Raw genomic sequence first — 16,116 nt, 5'->3', positions numbered from 1 at the left:
ACGCCGGCTCAGGAGATTCTGCGGGCGAAGAAGCCGGGCTTATCAGCTCCGGCACAGGCGGCGGAGCGGCGGGTTTTTCTCCCGGGGCGCCGCAGGCGCAGAGCGAAAGAGCCAGCAATAGGCAAAGCAAGCGCGGAAAACATCGGTTCATAGCATTCACCTCATCATTTTATTTGCGGATACAGCCAAAGCTTAGACCGGGTGGATGCTCCCGTCGTCCGCGATCCCGTAAATGGCATAGAGGCGGGAAGAGCCAAGCGCGGCAAGCTCCTCACGGACCACGCCGAGGTCATCCGGAAAAAATCGGATCGAAATGCCGCAGGAGGCCGTAATTTGGCGCGGCGTGGGCATCATGGAAACTTTGCAGCGGGCTTTCAGCCGCTTTTCAGCATGGATGGCCGCATGGGTCGAATCGAAAGCGATTACGCCGTACCGCATCAGAGGGTGACCACCTTGTCCGCCTGCCGCATGCGCTCGGTGATGTCGTACATGTTGCTGGCCGTACCGATCCGCAGCTGCCCGGCGATGCCGTAAAAATTGAGACAGGTGCCGCAGACCAGGATGTCCACGCCTTTTTCCACAAGGGCCTGGAGATGTTCCACAATCTGATCATCAAAGACCGGAAGCTTGACGCCCGCGTTCATGAACAGGATCGAAGCGGGCGGATCGTCCGATTGGGCGATGGTGTAAAAATACATTTTTATGAGAGAAGTCCCAAGCTCCGGGTCACCGTCCCCGATGGTGTCACGGGGGACAAAAACCGACCAGCTGCCGTTTTTCGGTCGGAGGATTGGCTGTGCCTCACAGACGGGGCCTCCGGCTATCGAAAAAGAAACCGTGTAAACGCCATCCGCTTCGGCGGCGTCAATGGCGTAGCCCTGGCTGTCGGCCAGACGGGTGAGGTTCTCCACTGCGGCCGGGTTGTCCACCAGGACGGTGAACGCCCGCGCGCCCGCATCGATCTCCTTTTTTGCCAGAATGACCGGAATCGGACAATTTTTGCCTTTAGCATCGACTGTGATCATAGCAGATACTCCTTGAAAATTTTATATTTTGATTTTGGTCCAACGGCCGCCGGCAAAACGCAGGCCGTTTAGAAGAGAACGCAGCGCCTGATCCACGGTGAGACCGAGCCACGCGCCCATCAGGCCCATTTGCAGCGGATAACAGAAGAGCCAGCCGGAAAACGGGCGGATAAAGGTGACGCTGATGAGCGAAACAACCGCGACGAAAACGGTATCTCCGGCGGCGCGCAGGCAGCCGGAAAAAGTGACGTTTGCAATCTGCATGAAAACGATGAGGATCATGGGAGTGATGATGACCGGTGCGAAAGCAAGGATTTGCGCTTCCTGCGAAAAAAGCATAAAGATATATTTCCCTACAGAAAGGTAAATAACAGCCAGGACACAGGAGAAGAAAAGCCCGATCCGCTGGCAGACGCTGCCGTAGATGCGCGCGAGGTCAGCGCGGTTTTCCCCAAGGCTGCGGCCGACCAGGGCGATTGAAGCAGCGGAAAGCCCGTCGCCGAGGGAAAAGTTGATGGTCAGCAGATTCATGCCGATCTGGTGCGCGGCGAACGCCACGGTGCCAAGATGGGCAACGATGATAGCGTAGGTGAAAAAGCCGATCCGCAAAAAGACCTGTTCCGCCAGCGTGCTGGAGGAGATGCTGGTGATGGTGCGGATGGTCCGCCGGTCAAAACGCACATGCCGCAGGCCGTGGAAATACAAAAACTGGTCGGGATGAGAGACCGAACGGACGCTCAGGACAAGTCCGAATACGGTGCCGATAACCGTTGCGATCGCCGCGCCTTTGACGCCAAGCTTGGGAAAACCAAAATTGCCGCCGATCAGCAGGTAATTGAAAAGGAGGTTCACCCCGTTGGAAACCATATTGGTGCGCATGGCAATACGGGTGTTGCCCGCGCCGCGCTGGGCGGCATTGATCACCAGTGTGACCGAGTTGAAGATGAGCCCTCCCATGATGATCCTGAAGTACGCGACCGCATCCGCGTGGGTGTCCGGCGCGGAACCGGCAAAACGGATGATCTGGTCGGCAAACCCCACGCAGAGCGCCGTGACAACCACCGTGAGCCCCAGCGTGATGAGAAGCGCCTGCACGAGCACCTTGTTGGCGCTTTCCTGATCCTGTTCGCCGCGCCTGCGCGCAACCAGGGCGGAAACAGCCACATTGAGCGAGACGAAGATCGCAAGCCCGATAAATTTCGGCTGGGTGGTGAGCCCAACCGCCGCAATTGCATAGGAGCCGAGTGAACCGACCATGATCATATCGATCATGCCGACAAGGCTCACCAGAAAAGATTCCACGATCGACGGCCACGCGACCTGCATTGTGTTTTGTAAAAGCTCCCGTTCATCCGGGATTTCCCCGGCGGCCGGGGTCTTGCGCAGAATTTTATCGATATGGATGAGGTGCACGGTAAATTGCCTCCGCTTCCAGTGTAATCTTTTTTTAGTTTACACCTTTCCGATGGGAAAAGCAATCAATCCGGGGAGGGACAGGACTTTTCCAAATATGACTTTCTGGTGTCCGGTTTGTGTGATATGATGAGGATGGAAAAGGAGGCGGCCGCCATGCAGATAAACCGGCTGTTTGAAATTACATACCTGCTCATCGAACGCGGCAGGATGACCGCGGCCGAACTGGCAGAGCGGTTCGAAGTCTCAACCCGCACCATCTACCGCGACCTGGAAATCCTTTCGGGCGCGGGAATCCCGGTGTATACCGACCGTGGAAAAGGCGGGGGCATCCGGATGATGGAACAATTTGTGCTGGGCCGATCGCTGCTCACCGAAGGGGAGCAGGACCGGCTGCTCGCGGGTCTGCAGGGACTGAGCGCGCTGGACGTGCCCGAAGCCAAGGCCGCTCTCCAAAAGCTGGCGGCGCTTTTTGGCAGGCCGCAGAACACCTGGCTGGAGGTGGACCTTTCCCCATGGGGGGACGGCGCGGACAAACAGGTGCAGTTTTCGCTTTTGCAGGAAGCGGTGCAGTGCCGCCGGGTGATTGTTTTCGACTATTTCGGCGCGAACGGAGTGGCCTCCCGCCGGCAGGTTGAGCCGCTCAAGCTCCTGTTCAAGGGCCGTGGATGGTATCTTTATGGCTTCTGCCGGCAGCGGCAGGGCTTCCGGCTTTTTAAATGCGGACGGATGCGCCGCGTGGAACTCACCGGGGAACAGGTGACCCGGGAAGCGCCCGACATGATTTTTTCAAACGCGGCGTCAATCGAGATGATTACCCTGCGGCTGCGTCTGGACGCGGGACTCGCCTATCGGGTGTATGACGAGTTCCCCCCGGAACAGGTCGAGCGCCTGCCAGACGGTGGATTTCTGGTTAAAATGCAGGCCGCGGCCGGTGAATGGGTGTTCAGCTTTCTTTTGTCGCTCGGCCCGCAGGCACAGGTGCTCGGGCCGGCGTGGGTGCGTGAAGGAATGCAAAAACGGCTCGAACAGATGCAGAAGGCCTATCAAACTCCGCACCCGCTTGCGGACGAAGGCAAAAAAGCGTAAAATGAATGCGCAGGGATAAAAACACGGCCCGGTAGGTAGTCCGGGCGCAGCTGAAAGGCTGTCAGTAACCTGCCCTCCCAGGGTTGTCCATTCCTTGCGGGAATTTATTCTGATGGGAGGGATCTTTTGATGTGCAGCATCACAGCGCGGTTTACCGTGTATTTTGAGGACCCGTTCTGGGTAGGCGTGATTGAACGGGTTGAAAACGGCAGGCTTGAGGCCGCCCGGATCGTTTTTGGCGCTGAGCCGAAGGATTATGAGGTCTATGCATGTCTCCTCAAAAATTACACCCGCCTGCGTTTTAGTCCGCCGGTCGCGGCAGACAGGGAAGGCGTACGCAGGCCAAATCCCAAACGGATGCAGCGGCAGATTGCGGCTGGACTTTCCCAGTCCGGCGTCGGCACCAAGGCGCAGCAGGCGCTGAGGCAGATGCATGAAGCGGGAAAGGCTGAACGCAAAGCCCGGCGGAAAAATTTTTCCGCCGCACAAAAGCAGCGGAAATTCGAGCTGCGCCAGCAAAAGAAAAAAGAAAAACACCGGGGCGGCTGAAACGGGCGCCTTTGGCAAAAACGCGCAGGGACGCCTATCCCTGCGCGTTTTTGCCAAAGGTTCATAAGTTAAACGTTTTATGTATCGCAGGGATGTGGTACAATAGCCGCAGAGCGGCTGTTGTACCGGGCTTATGCGCAGGGCGGTCCGTCCGCTGTGCAAACCTGCGCCCAATGGCCAATGGAATAAATGATAAAAGTGCCGGTTATGCCGGACGAACAGGAGGCCCAGATGCGCGAAGAACAAAAAGAATTCCACCAGGACCCCGATTCCAAGGCGGAATTTCCCGCCGCATATTTTATTGAGCTGCTTTTCGAACGGGAGGGGAAACTGCCCGCCGCGGATGAAATTGCGCGGCGGATTGGGGAGAAAATTGGCCGGACCGATATGATGTTTGACAGCGAACAAATGTATATCTTTCATCTCAAGGATAAGCCGGTCGCCTATCGGGACAAAAAGACCTTCCCGGCCGGAATTTCAATCGGCGGCTATCTGCCGTTCGATCCGCAGACAGTCACTGGTTTTGAGCGAAGCCAGTACTGGAATGTGGAGAACGCGGATGCGCTGCTTGCACGGTGCCGCTACAAGGTGCTGCTCGGCGATTGGATGGCTGCTGGCTTGCCATATGCCGAGCGGGCGGAACTTTTGCAGGGCTGGCTTGAGCTGGCGTGGGAATGGTTCCCGGACTGCGCCGCGGTGCGGTTCCCGGTGAGTGGGAAGCTGATGACAGCGGACCAGTGCCGGGATAACCCATATGAGGGCGCGCTGCGGTTTTTACACGGCGGGATCAACCTGCGCTTTTTTAATATCGCGGGGCGGGAGGAATATCTCGCGGACTCAATGGGGCTTTTTGCACTTGGCCTGCCGGATGTGCAGTGCCATTTCCACACGCTTGACCCGAATGAGGTGGTTGGGCTGGTGTTCAATGTGGCTGCTTACCTGTTCGAGAAAGGCGATGTCATTGCGGATGGAGAAACCGTTCCGGGGCTTGGCGGGGATGAAAGGTGGCATTGCCAGCATGAGAATTCGCTCATCCAGCCGAGCCGTGTGGTGCTCGACCTGAATCCGGGAAGATATGCCGCGGGCAGGCGGCAGGAGGACCCGGAACGCGCTGTTTTTCGGAAGCCTGCAAAGGCTTCCTGTGGCGAATTGGAAAATGAATGAATGGGGAGCCAGAGGAAAGAATGAAATGGTGGGGGCATTTGTGCACGATCAATCATCACAAGTGGCTGGTGATGAAGCATTGCTTTGCGGTCGGACTTTATAAGCAGGGCCTGCTGCACGATCTTTCAAAGTACACGCCGGTTGAATTTATGGCCGGGGCGAAATATTTTCAGGGCAGCCGCAGCCCAAATGAGGCGGAACGGCTGGAAAAAGGCTACAGCGCGGCCTGGCTGCATCACAAAGGCCGCAATAAGCACCATCTGGAGTATTGGATCGATTACAGCCCGCGGGAGGACTTTCGGATGGCGGGCATGAAGATGCCGGTAAACTATGTTGCGGAGATGGTTTGCGACCGTATCGCGGCCAGCAAGACCTATCGCAGAGGCGCCTATACCGATGCCGATCCGTACGAATATTTTCTGCATTCCCGCGACCATTACCTGATCCATCCCGAAACCCGCGCACTGCTTGAGGAGCTGCTCTTGATGCTGCGAAACGAAGGGGAGCAAAAAACCTTTGCCCATATCCGCAGGCAGGTGCTCGGCAAAGGCGGGTAGCGACCGCGCAGTTTTGTGCAGGGAATGCGAGGAACCGGGGCGGGAAAACTGGTAAGATGGCAGTAAGGAGCTGAGGAAACCATGGAATGGCTGGACCGGATGAACGAAGCACTGGACTATATTGAAGGCAATCTTGATGGGAAGATCGACCTTTCGGCGGCGGCGCGGCTCGCATGCTGTTCGGTCTATCATTTTCAGAGGATGTTCCCCTATATCACGGGGATACCGCTTTCGGAATATATCCGCCGCAGGCGGATGACCCGGGCGGCCTTCGACCTGCAAAACGGCGCAAAGGTGCTCGACACCGCGCTGCGGTATGGCTACGAATCGCCCACGGCGTTCAGCCGGGCCTTTCAGAACGTACATGGGGTGCCGCCTTCCGCCGCGCAAAAGCAAGGCGCGCCGCTCAAGGCATATGGTCGGATCAGCTTCAAAATTACCGTCAAAGGGGATACCGAAATGGATTATCGGATTGTCAAACGGGAAGCGTTCCGGATCGTGGGGCTCTGTGAGCCGCTCGACCGGGATCTGGAGAAAAATTTTGAGCTGGTGCCGCAGATGTGGGCCCGCGCTGCAATGAGCGGCGCGGTGGAAAAGCTGGCCGCGCTGATGGACAGCGAACCAAAAGGCGTGCTCGGTGTGAGTGCCTGTATGAGCGGGGACGATTGGGCCTACTATATCGGCGTCGCGTCAAACCTTCCGGTGCCGGAAGGCTTGCCGGGTGCCCAGGAGTATACCGTCCCAGCCTGTACCTGGGCGGTGTTTCCGGGGACCGGCCCGATGCCGGGCGCGATTCAGGAGATCGAAAAGCGCGCGGTTACCGAATGGCTGCCCACCTCCGGTTATGAATACGCCGACGCTCCGGACATTGAGCTTTATACCACTCCAAACCCGCAGGACGCGATGTTCGAGGTATGGCTGCCGGTGCGCAAACAGGAAGCTTAATCGAAATACCAGAAAAAGCGGCCCCGGATTTTCCGGGGCCGCTTTTTTGATAGATTCCGTCAGCTTTTCCAGCGGCAGAGCTTCGCAAAGAGCAGATCTGCCGCAAGGAAAAGCGCCGCGCCGGTGAGCGAAATCACAATGATGCCGCCGTACATTTCGGTGTAATCGATCCGAGACCACGCATCGAGGATATAGTAGCCGACCCCGGCACGGGTTCCGTAAGCCTCCACCAGCAGGAGCACCGCCAGCGAGGTGCCCATGCCGATGCGCAGACTGGTAAACAGTTCCGGCAGGATGGCGGGCAGGGTGATCTGCCAAAGAAGCGCGCTTTTTGGGGCTCCGGCGCTGATTGCCACCTGGTAAAAACCCGGGTCGATCCCGGCGGCCGCGTCGCGCGCGGCCACGATCACCTGAAAAAGTACCGTGAGCGAAAGGATTAGCACCTTTGAGCCGTCTCCCAGCCCGAGCAGCAGCATCGCGACCGGCAGCAGAGCGGTCTTGGGAATGGGATAGGAAAAGTAGACAAGCGGATGCAGAAGCCTGCCCCAGTGGGCAGAAGACGCCATCAAAAGCCCGATTGGAACGCCGCATGCAAATGCAAGCAGCAAAGCCGTTGCAATCCGAAGAAGGCTTGCGCCGATATGGGAGATAATTCCAGACGAAAACACCTCGCCGAAATGTGCATAGACAGTGAAAGGACCCGGTAGCGCGCGGGTGCCTAGCAGCAGTGCCGCTGCCAGCCACAGCAGGTTGAGCGTCACAAATCCAAGCAGAAAACACACGCATTTTTTCAAAAATTCCCCCCTCCCTCTCCGGCGGCCTGCAAAAGCGCTGTCCGCAGCCGCCGTGAAAAAGTGTGGAAGCCGGGAGCATCGCAGCCGTCAATCCCTCTCCAGGGATTTTCGGCGACGAGGCGGAACCGCCCGCCCGGCTGCATCACCGCGATCTGCCCGGCGAGGAAAAGTGCTTCTTCGGGCCGGTGAGTGACGATAATTGCAGTCGCGCCGCATTCGGCGAGCAGATTCTGGCAGAGGAGCTTTGCGTGCCAGGCCGCGGCCGCGTCAAGCGCGGCGAACGGTTCGTCCATCAGCAGAAGCTGCGGCTGCATAAGCAAAGCGCGCGCCAGCGCGGTCCGTTGCGCCTGTCCGCCGCTCAATTCCCGCGGATACCGGCCAAGGAGCGGCAGCAGGCCAAGCCGTGCGCAGAGTTTTTGTAGCGCGGTTTCATCCGTATTTCCGCGCAAATCCGAACAGAATCGGATATTTTCCCGGACGGTTTTCCAGGGGAGCAGGCCGTAATGCTGTGGGATAAGCCCGATGGATACTTTTTCGGGTGTGAGCGGCTTTCCAGAGAAGGAAACCGAACCTGCCTGCGGTGCCATTGTCCCGCCAAGCAGGTTTAGGAGCGTTGTTTTGCCGCAGCCGGACGGCCCTAAAACCGCCAGTACGCCGCCGGAGGACAGGCTGAACGAAAGCCCGTCGATGACCGGTGCTTTCGCGCGGGGATAGCCCACCCGCAGATTTTCCACTGTAAGCATGGCGCGCTGCCTAGGAAAGCCTGCCAAGCAGGCTTTTGGGGGTGAGGGCCGCATCGCAGAGCCCTTTTCGGGAAGCCCATGCGATTGCGGCGGCCAGGTCCCTCTCGCTGGGCAGGGCGTTTTTGCGAAAAACCGGCAATTCAATGCCGCCCGCGAGCTCCTCCGGGAAGCCCGCGCTTTCAATCACCACCGATTCAAATTCCGATACCGGCGTTTCGTTGATATAATCCACCGCTTCGTCATAGGCGCTGTACAACTTTTTAATCAGATCCGCTTTTTCTCTGATCGCGTCCCGCGTGAAGGCCGAAACCGCCGGATAGAGGCCGGCTGCGTTCGCACTGCCGAGCAGCGCGGCGCCGTCCCGCTTTGCGATGGTGGCGAAGGGCTCAGGAAGCAGGCAGAGCTCCACGCCGCCGGCGCGCAGCATTTCAAGCCGGTCGGGGATGCGCGGGACGAGCTCCTTGCGCAGATAATCAGGCGTATAGCCCTCCTGTGTGAGGATCGTGTCGAGCGCATATTCGATCAGGGTGTTTTCCGAGATGGCGATCCGCCCTCCTGCGGCGCCGGCAAGCGAAGTGATCCCGGTGCCTGATCCGGCAAGCAGCAGGTAGTCGCCGTCGGTCATGCCGGTGATCTTCACGTCCAGTCCGGCGTTCTGGTAGATGCATATGCCTACAAAGTCGGTGAAAACCCCGTCAAGCTCGCCCGCCTGCAGCGCCGCGTCGCGGTCTTTCGCGGAGGAAAAAATCTGCATCTCCAAATTTACGCCATGCTTCTCATCGAGCTTCTGGTTTTTCATAACCGCGAGCGGGATGACGTCCGAGGAATACATGACCCCGACGCGCAGCGCGCCGGTTTCCTCCTGCTTGCCGCAGGAGAAGAGAGAGAAGGCCGAGAGCCCCGTGAGCAGCAGGGCGAGGGAAACGCGCAAAAACCGCATGGGAAAGGCTCCTTTCAAAGATAGATGTCGAGCACGCCGAACAAGAGCAGCGTGAGGCTGGTGAGCTGACTGACGCTGTAGGATGCAAAGGTCACGTTTTCGAGCCGTCCTGGCGAAACAAGCCGGTGCTGCACCGCCATGAGCCCGGCGATCACTAGGAGCCCCGTACCGTAAAGCGGGCCCATCAGCGGGGAAATAAGGCCGAAGGCGGCAAGACAGCCGAGCGCAGCCACATGGAAACCGGTGCTGATGCGAAGCCCACTTTTGATCCCGAAGCGCACCGGAATCGAGTGCAATCCGTTCGCTTTGTCAAAATCGTAGTCCTGCGAGCCGTAAATGATGTCGAATCCGGCGGTCCACAAGCAGTTTGCTGCTCCGAGCAGCAGCGGCGGCAGAGAAAACCGGCCGGTCACCGCGAGCCACGCGCCCACCGGCGCGCAGGCGCAGGTCACGCCGAGCACCAGATGACACAGCCAGGTGAATCGCTTTGTGTAGGAATAGATGAACATGAGGAAAAGCGCGGCGGGCGACAGGACAAGGCAGAGGGGGTTCAGCATATAGGCGCCAAGAACCATCCCCGCGAAACAGAGAAGCGTAAAAATTACCGTCTCCGCCACCGAGATTTCGCCGCGTGGGATCTGGCGGTTCGCGGTACGGGGATTCTTTGCGTCGATCTTCGCGTCCACCGCGCGGTTCAAGGCGTTCGCGCCGGTGCGCGCGCCGAGAAAGGCGGCGGTTGCCCAAAAGACGACCCGCGGCAGCGGCCTACCGTCTGACGCGGCAAGCAGAGCCACCAGCCCGAACGACAGGGAGAACACCGTGTGGCCAAACATCACGAGCTTACCGTAATCATGGAGCTTTCGGATCAGTTTTTTAATCGGATTCATCGTTTCGCCTTCCGTTCAAAGAGATTCAAAGCCCGTATTCTTCCCAGCGCCGGTCGACCTGCTCACGGATATCAGGGGACATCATGATGTCCTGCGGCCACGGGCGGGTGAGCCCTTCTGACGGCAGTTTGGTGGTTGCGTCGAGCGCCGCGCGTCCGTTTTCGACCGTGAGGTCGCGGGCCGCGTCGATGTTATTAAATACGCGCCAGAGCACTTCCTGACGGTTGCAAAGATTCACCGTGTCATCGACCGCGACCGCGAGCTTTACATCCGGGCTGCTTCGCAGGAAGGCTTCGGCGGCGCGCTTCCCATCCCCTGCGGCGGATTTTTGTACCGGCAGAAAATGAAGCTTACCGGTGCGGATGCGTGCGCCCGGCTTGCGCGCCGCATCCACGCCGAGCCGGGCGCCGTAGAGCGCTTGGTCCGAACTGTGGTCAAGCGCGTCGAGCGGGCCCATTGAAATGACCAGGTCCTTTTCAAAATCGGTATTTTGCAGGATGGCTGAAACGACCGCATCGTAGCTGCTCGGGTCGACCCCGGCATCCACCGCGACGATGAGCTTGGTACAGCGCATCTGTCCCATTCCCCAAATTGCGTTCATCACGGTGCGCGCCGCGCCGGGAAAATCATTTTTCACCGATACGACCGCGCAGTTGTGGAAAACGCCCGGGAACGGCAGGCTCAGATCCGCGAGCTGCGGTATTGAGATCCGCAGGATGGGCAGGAAAATCCGTTCGGTGGCTTTGGCCAGGTAACAGTCCTCCATCGGAGGACGGCCCACGACCGTAGCGGGGTAGATGGGATTTCTTTGCCGGGTGATGCAGGTCACATGAAAGCGCGGGTACCAGTCCGCGAGCGAATAGTAACCGGTGTGATCTCCAAACGGCCCTTCCCGGATCGGCGCCTCTTCGGTGTCCACATAGCCTTCGAGCACGAACTGCGCGTCACACGGAACCCAGAGCCCGTTTGTCACGCAGCGGGTGAGCGTAACCGGACGCTTTTGCAGAAAGCCCGCAAGCATCAGCTCGTCAAGCTTCGGCGGCAGCGGCGCGGTCGCCGCGTAGGAAACGGCCGGTCCGCAGCCGAGCGCCACCGAAACCGGCATCCTGCCGCCATGGGCCCGCCACGCCTCATAGATAGCGGAGCCGTCCTTGTGTTTCTGCCAGTGTATGGCGGTGGTGTTTTTACTGAGCACCTGCATGCGGTACATGCCGATGTTCTGTACCTTTGCGTCCGGGTATTTGGTGAAGACGAGCGGCAGGGTGAGGAATCGCCCGCCGTCGAGCGGCCAACACTGCAGTACCGGCAGGGCGGAAAGGTCGGGGCTGCGTTCGACTACCTGCTGACAGGCCGCGTTTCCCAAGGGTACGCGCAGCGGAAAACAGCAGGTGAGGCGCAAAAGCTTTGGCAAAAAGGATAAAACGCCGCCGATTGAGGTATAATGCGAAAAGTCGAGATAGGCAGAAAGGCCGTCCGCGATTTCATCAAGCGATTCGGCACCGAGCGAAAGGGCCATACGCCAATCGCTGCCCACCGCATTGATAAAAACCGGATAGCGGGAGCCCTCCACGTTTTCGAAGAGGAGCGCCCTGCCATGGGCCTTGCTGACCCGGTCGGCAATCTCGGTAATTTCCAGAATAGGCGAAACCGGCGCTTTGATACGGGAAAGCTCACCGAGCGCTTCGAGTTTCTGCAGGAAGGCGCGCAGATCTTTGCCTGACAAGGGGAAGCCTCCTTTTGTGAGGGATGTTTGAAAAAGAAACAGTGGATTTTTGGTCGCGGTTTTGAATCGGTGGCGTCCCGTGGTGAATACTAAAGGAAGGGTCCAATGTGGCTTCGCCGGTCAGCCGGCCCGGCAGCCGATCGTTAGGAGATGAAAGCATTGAAAAATATTGTCATTGTCGGCGCAGGTTATGCAGGTGTCCTCACGGCAAAAAAACTGGCGAAACGCCTGAAAAAACAGGAGGACGTGCAAATTACGATTATCGATAAAAATCCGTTCCATACCATGTATACCGAGCTGCACGAAGTAGCAGCGCACCGCGTGGACGAGGTCAGCATTAAAATCAGCCTGGAACGGATATTCGCGGGACGGAATGTGCGCGTCGTGCTCGATTCGGTCCTGTCGATCGATTTTGAGAACAGAGTGCTCGCAGGCAAGGCCGGCGCTTATCCATACGATTATCTGGTTTTCGCGACCGGCTCAAAGCCAGCCTTTTTCGGCGTGCCGGGTGCGGAAGAGATCTCCTACACCCTGTGGTCCTACGACGACGCGGTGGTCCTGCGCGAGCATTTGCTGCGCGTTTTCCGCCGCGCCGCGCGCGAGGCCGATCCGGCCGAACGCCGCAGGCTGCTGACCTTCTATGTGGTCGGCGCGGGCTTCACCGGTGTGGAGATGGCGGGGGAGCTCGCGGAACTGGCGCCGCTGCTCTGTGAAAAATTTGAAATTGACGCTGGCGAAGTCTCGATGTTTGAGGTTGACGTGCTCGACCGCATCGTTCCCATCCTGCCGGAGAAACTCTCGGATAAGGTCGCGCGCAGGCTTGCCAAGATGGGCGTGCGGGTGCGGCTCGAAACCGGCGTGGCGGGCATTGGCAAAGATTACATCGAGCTCAAAGGCGAGGACGGCCGAGTGGAACGTTTTCCGGCCGGCACGGTCATCTGGACAGCTGGGATCGAGTCGAGCGATATTGTCTCAGAGGCGGCTGAAGCGCTGCAGACCGCCCGGCGCGGCAGGGTTGTCACCGATAAATACCTGCGCGCTGCCGGTCACGCGGATGTGTTTGTCGCGGGAGACAATATTATGTATGTCCCAAAGGGCGAACAAAATCCGGTTCCGCAGATGGTTGAAAACTGCGAACAGAGCGCTGAACTCATTGCCCACAACCTGGTTTCGCTTGTGACCGGGCGGGGGGAACTGCGGGAATACAATCCCAAGTTCCACGGCGTGATGGTGTCGGTTGGCGGACGCTACGGTGTGGCGCAGGTCGGCACCCCGAACCACATGTTCAGCCTGCCGTCCTTTTTGGCGATGTTCGTCAAACATTTCATCAACGTTGTCTATTTTGTGCAGGTGCTCGGCTGGAACAAGGTGTTCAGCTACCTGAAGCACGAATTTTTCACCATCCGCGACTGCCGCAGCTTTCTGGGCGGGCACTTTTCCAACCGCACGCCGAGCTTTTTGCTCGTGCCGCTGCGGGTCTGGCTTGGGGCTTGCTGGGTGTTTGAAGGGGCCATGAAGATCGTGGAGGGCTGGATGGACACCCCAATGCTGACCGGATTTTTCGGCGGCGCGAACCAGTTTTTCAACCAGATCCTTTCCGCGGCGGGCGCGCGAAACGCCGTCGCGGTGGTGGATGCGGTGGCGAGCGCGACAGCCGCCGCAGGGGAAGCGGTTTTGACCGGCGTGGCAGTGTTCAGCTACCGCATCCTTGGTTTTCTCGATGTGACGCTTGTGAGCGCGTCCGACCTCACACATGCGACGATCTCGGATTATGCCTTTAAGATCGACTTCCCGCTGGTAAACTGGTTTGTCAATCACGTGATCCTCTCAAGCGATGGGATGCAGGTGTTTATGCAGATTTGTGTTGTGGCGGCAGAAATTTTGATCGGCCTCGCGCTGATCGGAGGACTCTTCACCTTCCTGACATCCGGCGCTTCGCTGGTGCTGCAGGTGATGTTCGTCATGACCACCGGGCTTTACCTGAATACCTTTTGGATGGTTTTTGCGGCAATCGCAGTGCTCATCGGCGGCGGACGGACGATCGGCCTTGACTACTATGTGATGCCCTGGCTCAAGAAACGCTGGAAGAATGTCCGGTTTGTAAGAAAGTGGTATCTCTACAATGATTGAAAACGCAGGCATCAGAAATCTCGCCCGGGGCGAACCATTCCCGGGATTTGACGAAGCGCTGGGGTCGGCCGGTGCGCGGGTCGGCCGCGCGCTGACCACAGCACCGGGGCTCATTAAGAATTATACCGGATATCTGGCTGAGGCGCGGGGAAAGATGATCCGCGCGGCAAGCCTGCTTGCCTGCGCGCAGGCTCCGGACGGGACAGTCCCCGCCGACGCAGTGTGCTTTGCGGTGTCGGTGGAGCTTTTGCACCTGGCGACACTGGTGCATGACGACGTGATCGACGACGCCAGTCTGCGGCGCGGCGTTCCCACCATGCAGCGCAAGTTCGGCCGCCGGACGGCTGTCATCTGCGGGGATTATCTGTTGAGCCTCGCGCTGCGCGCGGCGGCCGCGGCAAACGACCGGGAAACATACCTGCGCCTGCGGCTGCCGGATTTCGCGGGGCGGGTCTGTCTGGGGGAACTGCAGCAGCAGATGAACAACTACAATTTTGATTTGACCGTCTGGCGTTATCTCAAAATCATCCGCGGCAAGACCGCGGCGCTTTTTGAGGCGGCTTACCACGGCGGCGCGATCCTCTGCACACAGGATGAAACGCTCCTTCGCCGTTATGAACGGCTTGGACGCAGCGTGGGGATGATCTTCCAGCTGACCGACGACTGCGCCGATTTTGAATCGGATGAGGCAGCTGCAAAGAAAACGGTCCAGTCGGACTACGAGCAGGGGGTTGTCACGCTGCCGCTTATCAAAGCGCTTGAAACGGACGCGGACTTTAAACTCCGCGCCCGCCAAGGCGGGCTTTCCCGCGATGCGCTCAACAAAACGGTGCGCGCCTGCGGTGGGCTTGACGATACGCGGCGGCTTTCAAAACGGTATTATGAGCGCGCCATAAAGCTGGTTGCACAGCTGGGCGTACCGGAAGAAAAGGAAGCCCGATTGACGGGAATTCTTGACAGAGCTTACCATGGACCCACAAAGCAGCCGGAGCAGAACGGCTGAACCTGCTTCGCAAAGCTGAAAGGAGAAATCGATCATGAAAAGGTTATTGGCGGCTGTTTTGAGCCTTGTGCTGGCGACGCCCATGCTGGCGGGCTGCGCATCAAATCTCCCGAAAGGATATTCGCCGTTTGCCTCTGCGCCTCCGGAAAGCGCATCATCCACCGCGCCGGAAGCTGTCCCCGAACAGAGGCCAGAGACGCCTCCCTCCGGAAAAGGCCTCGCGACTGGCCTGGCCATACTCAATTCAGTGGCGAAATCAAAAGACGCTGGCGAGGAGGACGGGCTGGCTGAGGCGGACACAAACATCGTGGCGGTGCTTGTGGACGCACAGGGGCGGATCGTCGACTGTAAGATTGACGCAGTGCAGGCAAAGATCCCGTTTTCGAAGGAGGGAAAGCTGCTGGCGGATACGGCGGCCATGTTCCGGACCAAGCAGGAACTGGGCGGCGAATACGGCATGAAGAAAGCTTCGGGCATCGGCAAGGAGTGGTACGAACAGGCGAACGCCCTGGCGGCCTATGTGACCGGGAAGACGGTTGAGGAGATCAAGGGCATTGCCCTGACCGAAACGACCGCGCCGGCGGACGCGGAACTCGCGGCCACGGTGACCATCTCGATCGGAGACTGGATCGCCTCGATTGAGAAGGCGGTTGCGAACGCGAAACCGCTCGGTGCAAAAGCCGGCGACAAGCTTGGCATGGGGACCGTGACGAATATGTCAAAATCAAAGGACGCGGGGGCCGAGGATGGCCTCGCACAGGTGGATTCAATCTATGCGGCGGCGTCGTTCGGCACGGACGGCCGTGTCACAAGCTGTATTCTGGATGGCTCCCAGTCGAGCGTGCGCTTCGATAAAACCGGAAAGATCACGACCGGTCTGGACATCGCGCCGCAGACCAAAAACGAGCTGAAGGAAGCCTATGGGATGAAACAGGCTTCCGGTATTGGACTCGAATGGTATCAGCAGGCGGAAAATTACGCGCGGTATGCACTGGGCAAGACGGCCGATGAACTGTCCGGCATTGCGGTGAACGACAGCGGTTCGCCCCAGGACGCGGAACTTGCCGCATCGGTCACGATCAGCGTCGGGGACTTTAACCTGGCGCTGGGCAAGGCGGCGGACAGCGCCAGATGACAAAAATGCGAAAGGACGG

Annotated in this window: 16 protein-coding genes; 8 read left to right on the top strand and 8 right to left on the bottom strand. The window is 58.8% G+C overall.

What is annotated here, in order from left to right:
- Positions 1-192 precede the first annotated feature (192 nt).
- The 3 genes from BN4275_RS00685 to BN4275_RS00675 are packed head-to-tail and all read right to left on the bottom strand — an operon-like array spanning position 193 to position 2,438.
- Positions 193-438, bottom strand: coding sequence for a putative Se/S carrier protein (locus tag BN4275_RS00685; RefSeq protein WP_066452576.1), 246 nt, complete (start codon positions 436-438; stop codon positions 193-195).
- Positions 438-1,025, bottom strand: coding sequence for a sulfurtransferase-like selenium metabolism protein YedF (gene yedF / locus BN4275_RS00680; RefSeq protein WP_066452575.1), 588 nt, complete (start codon positions 1,023-1,025; stop codon positions 438-440). Before yedF ends, BN4275_RS00685 begins: the two co-directional genes overlap by 1 nt.
- 21 nt (positions 1,026-1,046) lie before the next feature.
- On the bottom strand, positions 1,047-2,438 hold the full coding sequence (locus tag BN4275_RS00675) for an MATE family efflux transporter (protein ID WP_242863520.1): 1,392 nt from the start codon (positions 2,436-2,438) through the stop codon (positions 1,047-1,049).
- A 156-nt stretch (positions 2,439-2,594) separates the two neighbouring features.
- Between BN4275_RS00675 and BN4275_RS00670 the strand changes: the two genes are divergently transcribed.
- From BN4275_RS00670 to BN4275_RS00650, 5 genes are all read left to right on the top strand, one after another.
- Positions 2,595-3,527: a helix-turn-helix transcriptional regulator gene (locus BN4275_RS00670; RefSeq protein ID WP_066452574.1), complete on the top strand. Its 933-nt coding sequence runs from the start codon at positions 2,595-2,597 to the stop codon at positions 3,525-3,527.
- Between the two features lie 129 nt (positions 3,528-3,656).
- Positions 3,657-4,076, top strand: a complete 420-nt coding sequence (locus tag BN4275_RS00665) for a YjdF family protein (RefSeq protein ID WP_066452572.1) — start codon at positions 3,657-3,659, stop codon at positions 4,074-4,076.
- A gap of 231 nt (positions 4,077-4,307) precedes the next feature.
- Positions 4,308-5,240, top strand: a complete 933-nt coding sequence (locus BN4275_RS00660; RefSeq protein WP_066452571.1) for a DUF4261 domain-containing protein — start codon at positions 4,308-4,310, stop codon at positions 5,238-5,240.
- Between the two features lie 20 nt (positions 5,241-5,260).
- Positions 5,261-5,797: a DUF5662 family protein gene (locus BN4275_RS00655; protein WP_066452567.1), complete on the top strand. Its 537-nt coding sequence runs from the start codon at positions 5,261-5,263 to the stop codon at positions 5,795-5,797.
- A gap of 81 nt (positions 5,798-5,878) precedes the next feature.
- Positions 5,879-6,742 carry an AraC family transcriptional regulator gene (locus BN4275_RS00650; protein WP_066452566.1) on the top strand — a complete coding sequence of 288 codons (864 nt, stop codon included), beginning with the start codon at positions 5,879-5,881 and terminating at the stop codon, positions 6,740-6,742.
- Between the two features lie 59 nt (positions 6,743-6,801).
- On the opposite strand, the gene BN4275_RS00645 is transcribed toward BN4275_RS00650, so the two are convergent.
- Genes BN4275_RS00645 through BN4275_RS00625 form a run of 5 tightly spaced genes read right to left on the bottom strand, consistent with a single transcriptional unit; the run spans position 6,802 to position 11,829 of the window.
- On the bottom strand, positions 6,802-7,536 hold the full coding sequence (locus BN4275_RS00645; RefSeq protein ID WP_066452565.1) for an ABC transporter permease: 735 nt from the start codon (positions 7,534-7,536) through the stop codon (positions 6,802-6,804).
- A complete protein-coding gene (locus BN4275_RS00640; RefSeq protein WP_066452564.1) occupies positions 7,533-8,279 on the bottom strand; it encodes an ATP-binding cassette domain-containing protein in 747 nt (248 codons plus the stop codon). The genes BN4275_RS00645 and BN4275_RS00640 overlap by 4 nt, the downstream gene beginning before the upstream one ends.
- Before the next feature lie 10 nt (positions 8,280-8,289).
- A complete protein-coding gene (locus BN4275_RS00635) occupies positions 8,290-9,219 on the bottom strand; it encodes an ABC transporter substrate-binding protein (protein ID WP_066452562.1) in 930 nt (309 codons plus the stop codon).
- Positions 9,220-9,233: 14 nt separating this feature from the next.
- On the bottom strand, positions 9,234-10,106 hold the full coding sequence (locus tag BN4275_RS00630; RefSeq protein WP_066452560.1) for a 4-hydroxybenzoate octaprenyltransferase: 873 nt from the start codon (positions 10,104-10,106) through the stop codon (positions 9,234-9,236).
- A gap of 25 nt (positions 10,107-10,131) precedes the next feature.
- A complete protein-coding gene (locus BN4275_RS00625) occupies positions 10,132-11,829 on the bottom strand; it encodes a menaquinone biosynthesis decarboxylase (RefSeq protein WP_066452559.1) in 1,698 nt (565 codons plus the stop codon).
- 159 nt (positions 11,830-11,988) lie between these two features.
- On the opposite strand from BN4275_RS00625, the gene BN4275_RS00620 reads away from it, so the two are divergent.
- The 3 genes from BN4275_RS00620 to BN4275_RS00610 are packed head-to-tail and all read left to right on the top strand — an operon-like array spanning position 11,989 to position 16,097.
- Positions 11,989-13,959 carry an NAD(P)/FAD-dependent oxidoreductase gene (locus BN4275_RS00620; RefSeq protein ID WP_423230137.1) on the top strand — a complete coding sequence of 657 codons (1,971 nt, stop codon included), beginning with the start codon at positions 11,989-11,991 and terminating at the stop codon, positions 13,957-13,959.
- A complete protein-coding gene (locus BN4275_RS00615) occupies positions 13,952-14,962 on the top strand; it encodes a polyprenyl synthetase family protein (RefSeq protein WP_066452552.1) in 1,011 nt (336 codons plus the stop codon). The genes BN4275_RS00620 and BN4275_RS00615 overlap by 8 nt, the downstream gene beginning before the upstream one ends.
- Before the next feature lie 34 nt (positions 14,963-14,996).
- A complete protein-coding gene (locus BN4275_RS00610; RefSeq protein WP_066452550.1) occupies positions 14,997-16,097 on the top strand; it encodes a hypothetical protein in 1,101 nt (366 codons plus the stop codon).
- The last annotated feature ends 19 nt before the right edge of the window (positions 16,098-16,116 follow it).

This window comes from Anaerotruncus rubiinfantis (genome assembly GCF_900078395.1).
GTDB classification, from domain to species: domain Bacteria; phylum Bacillota; class Clostridia; order Oscillospirales; family Ruminococcaceae; genus Anaerotruncus; species Anaerotruncus rubiinfantis.
Note: the sequence above shows the minus strand (reverse complement) of the source record. Positions and strands in the feature narration are given on the sequence as shown.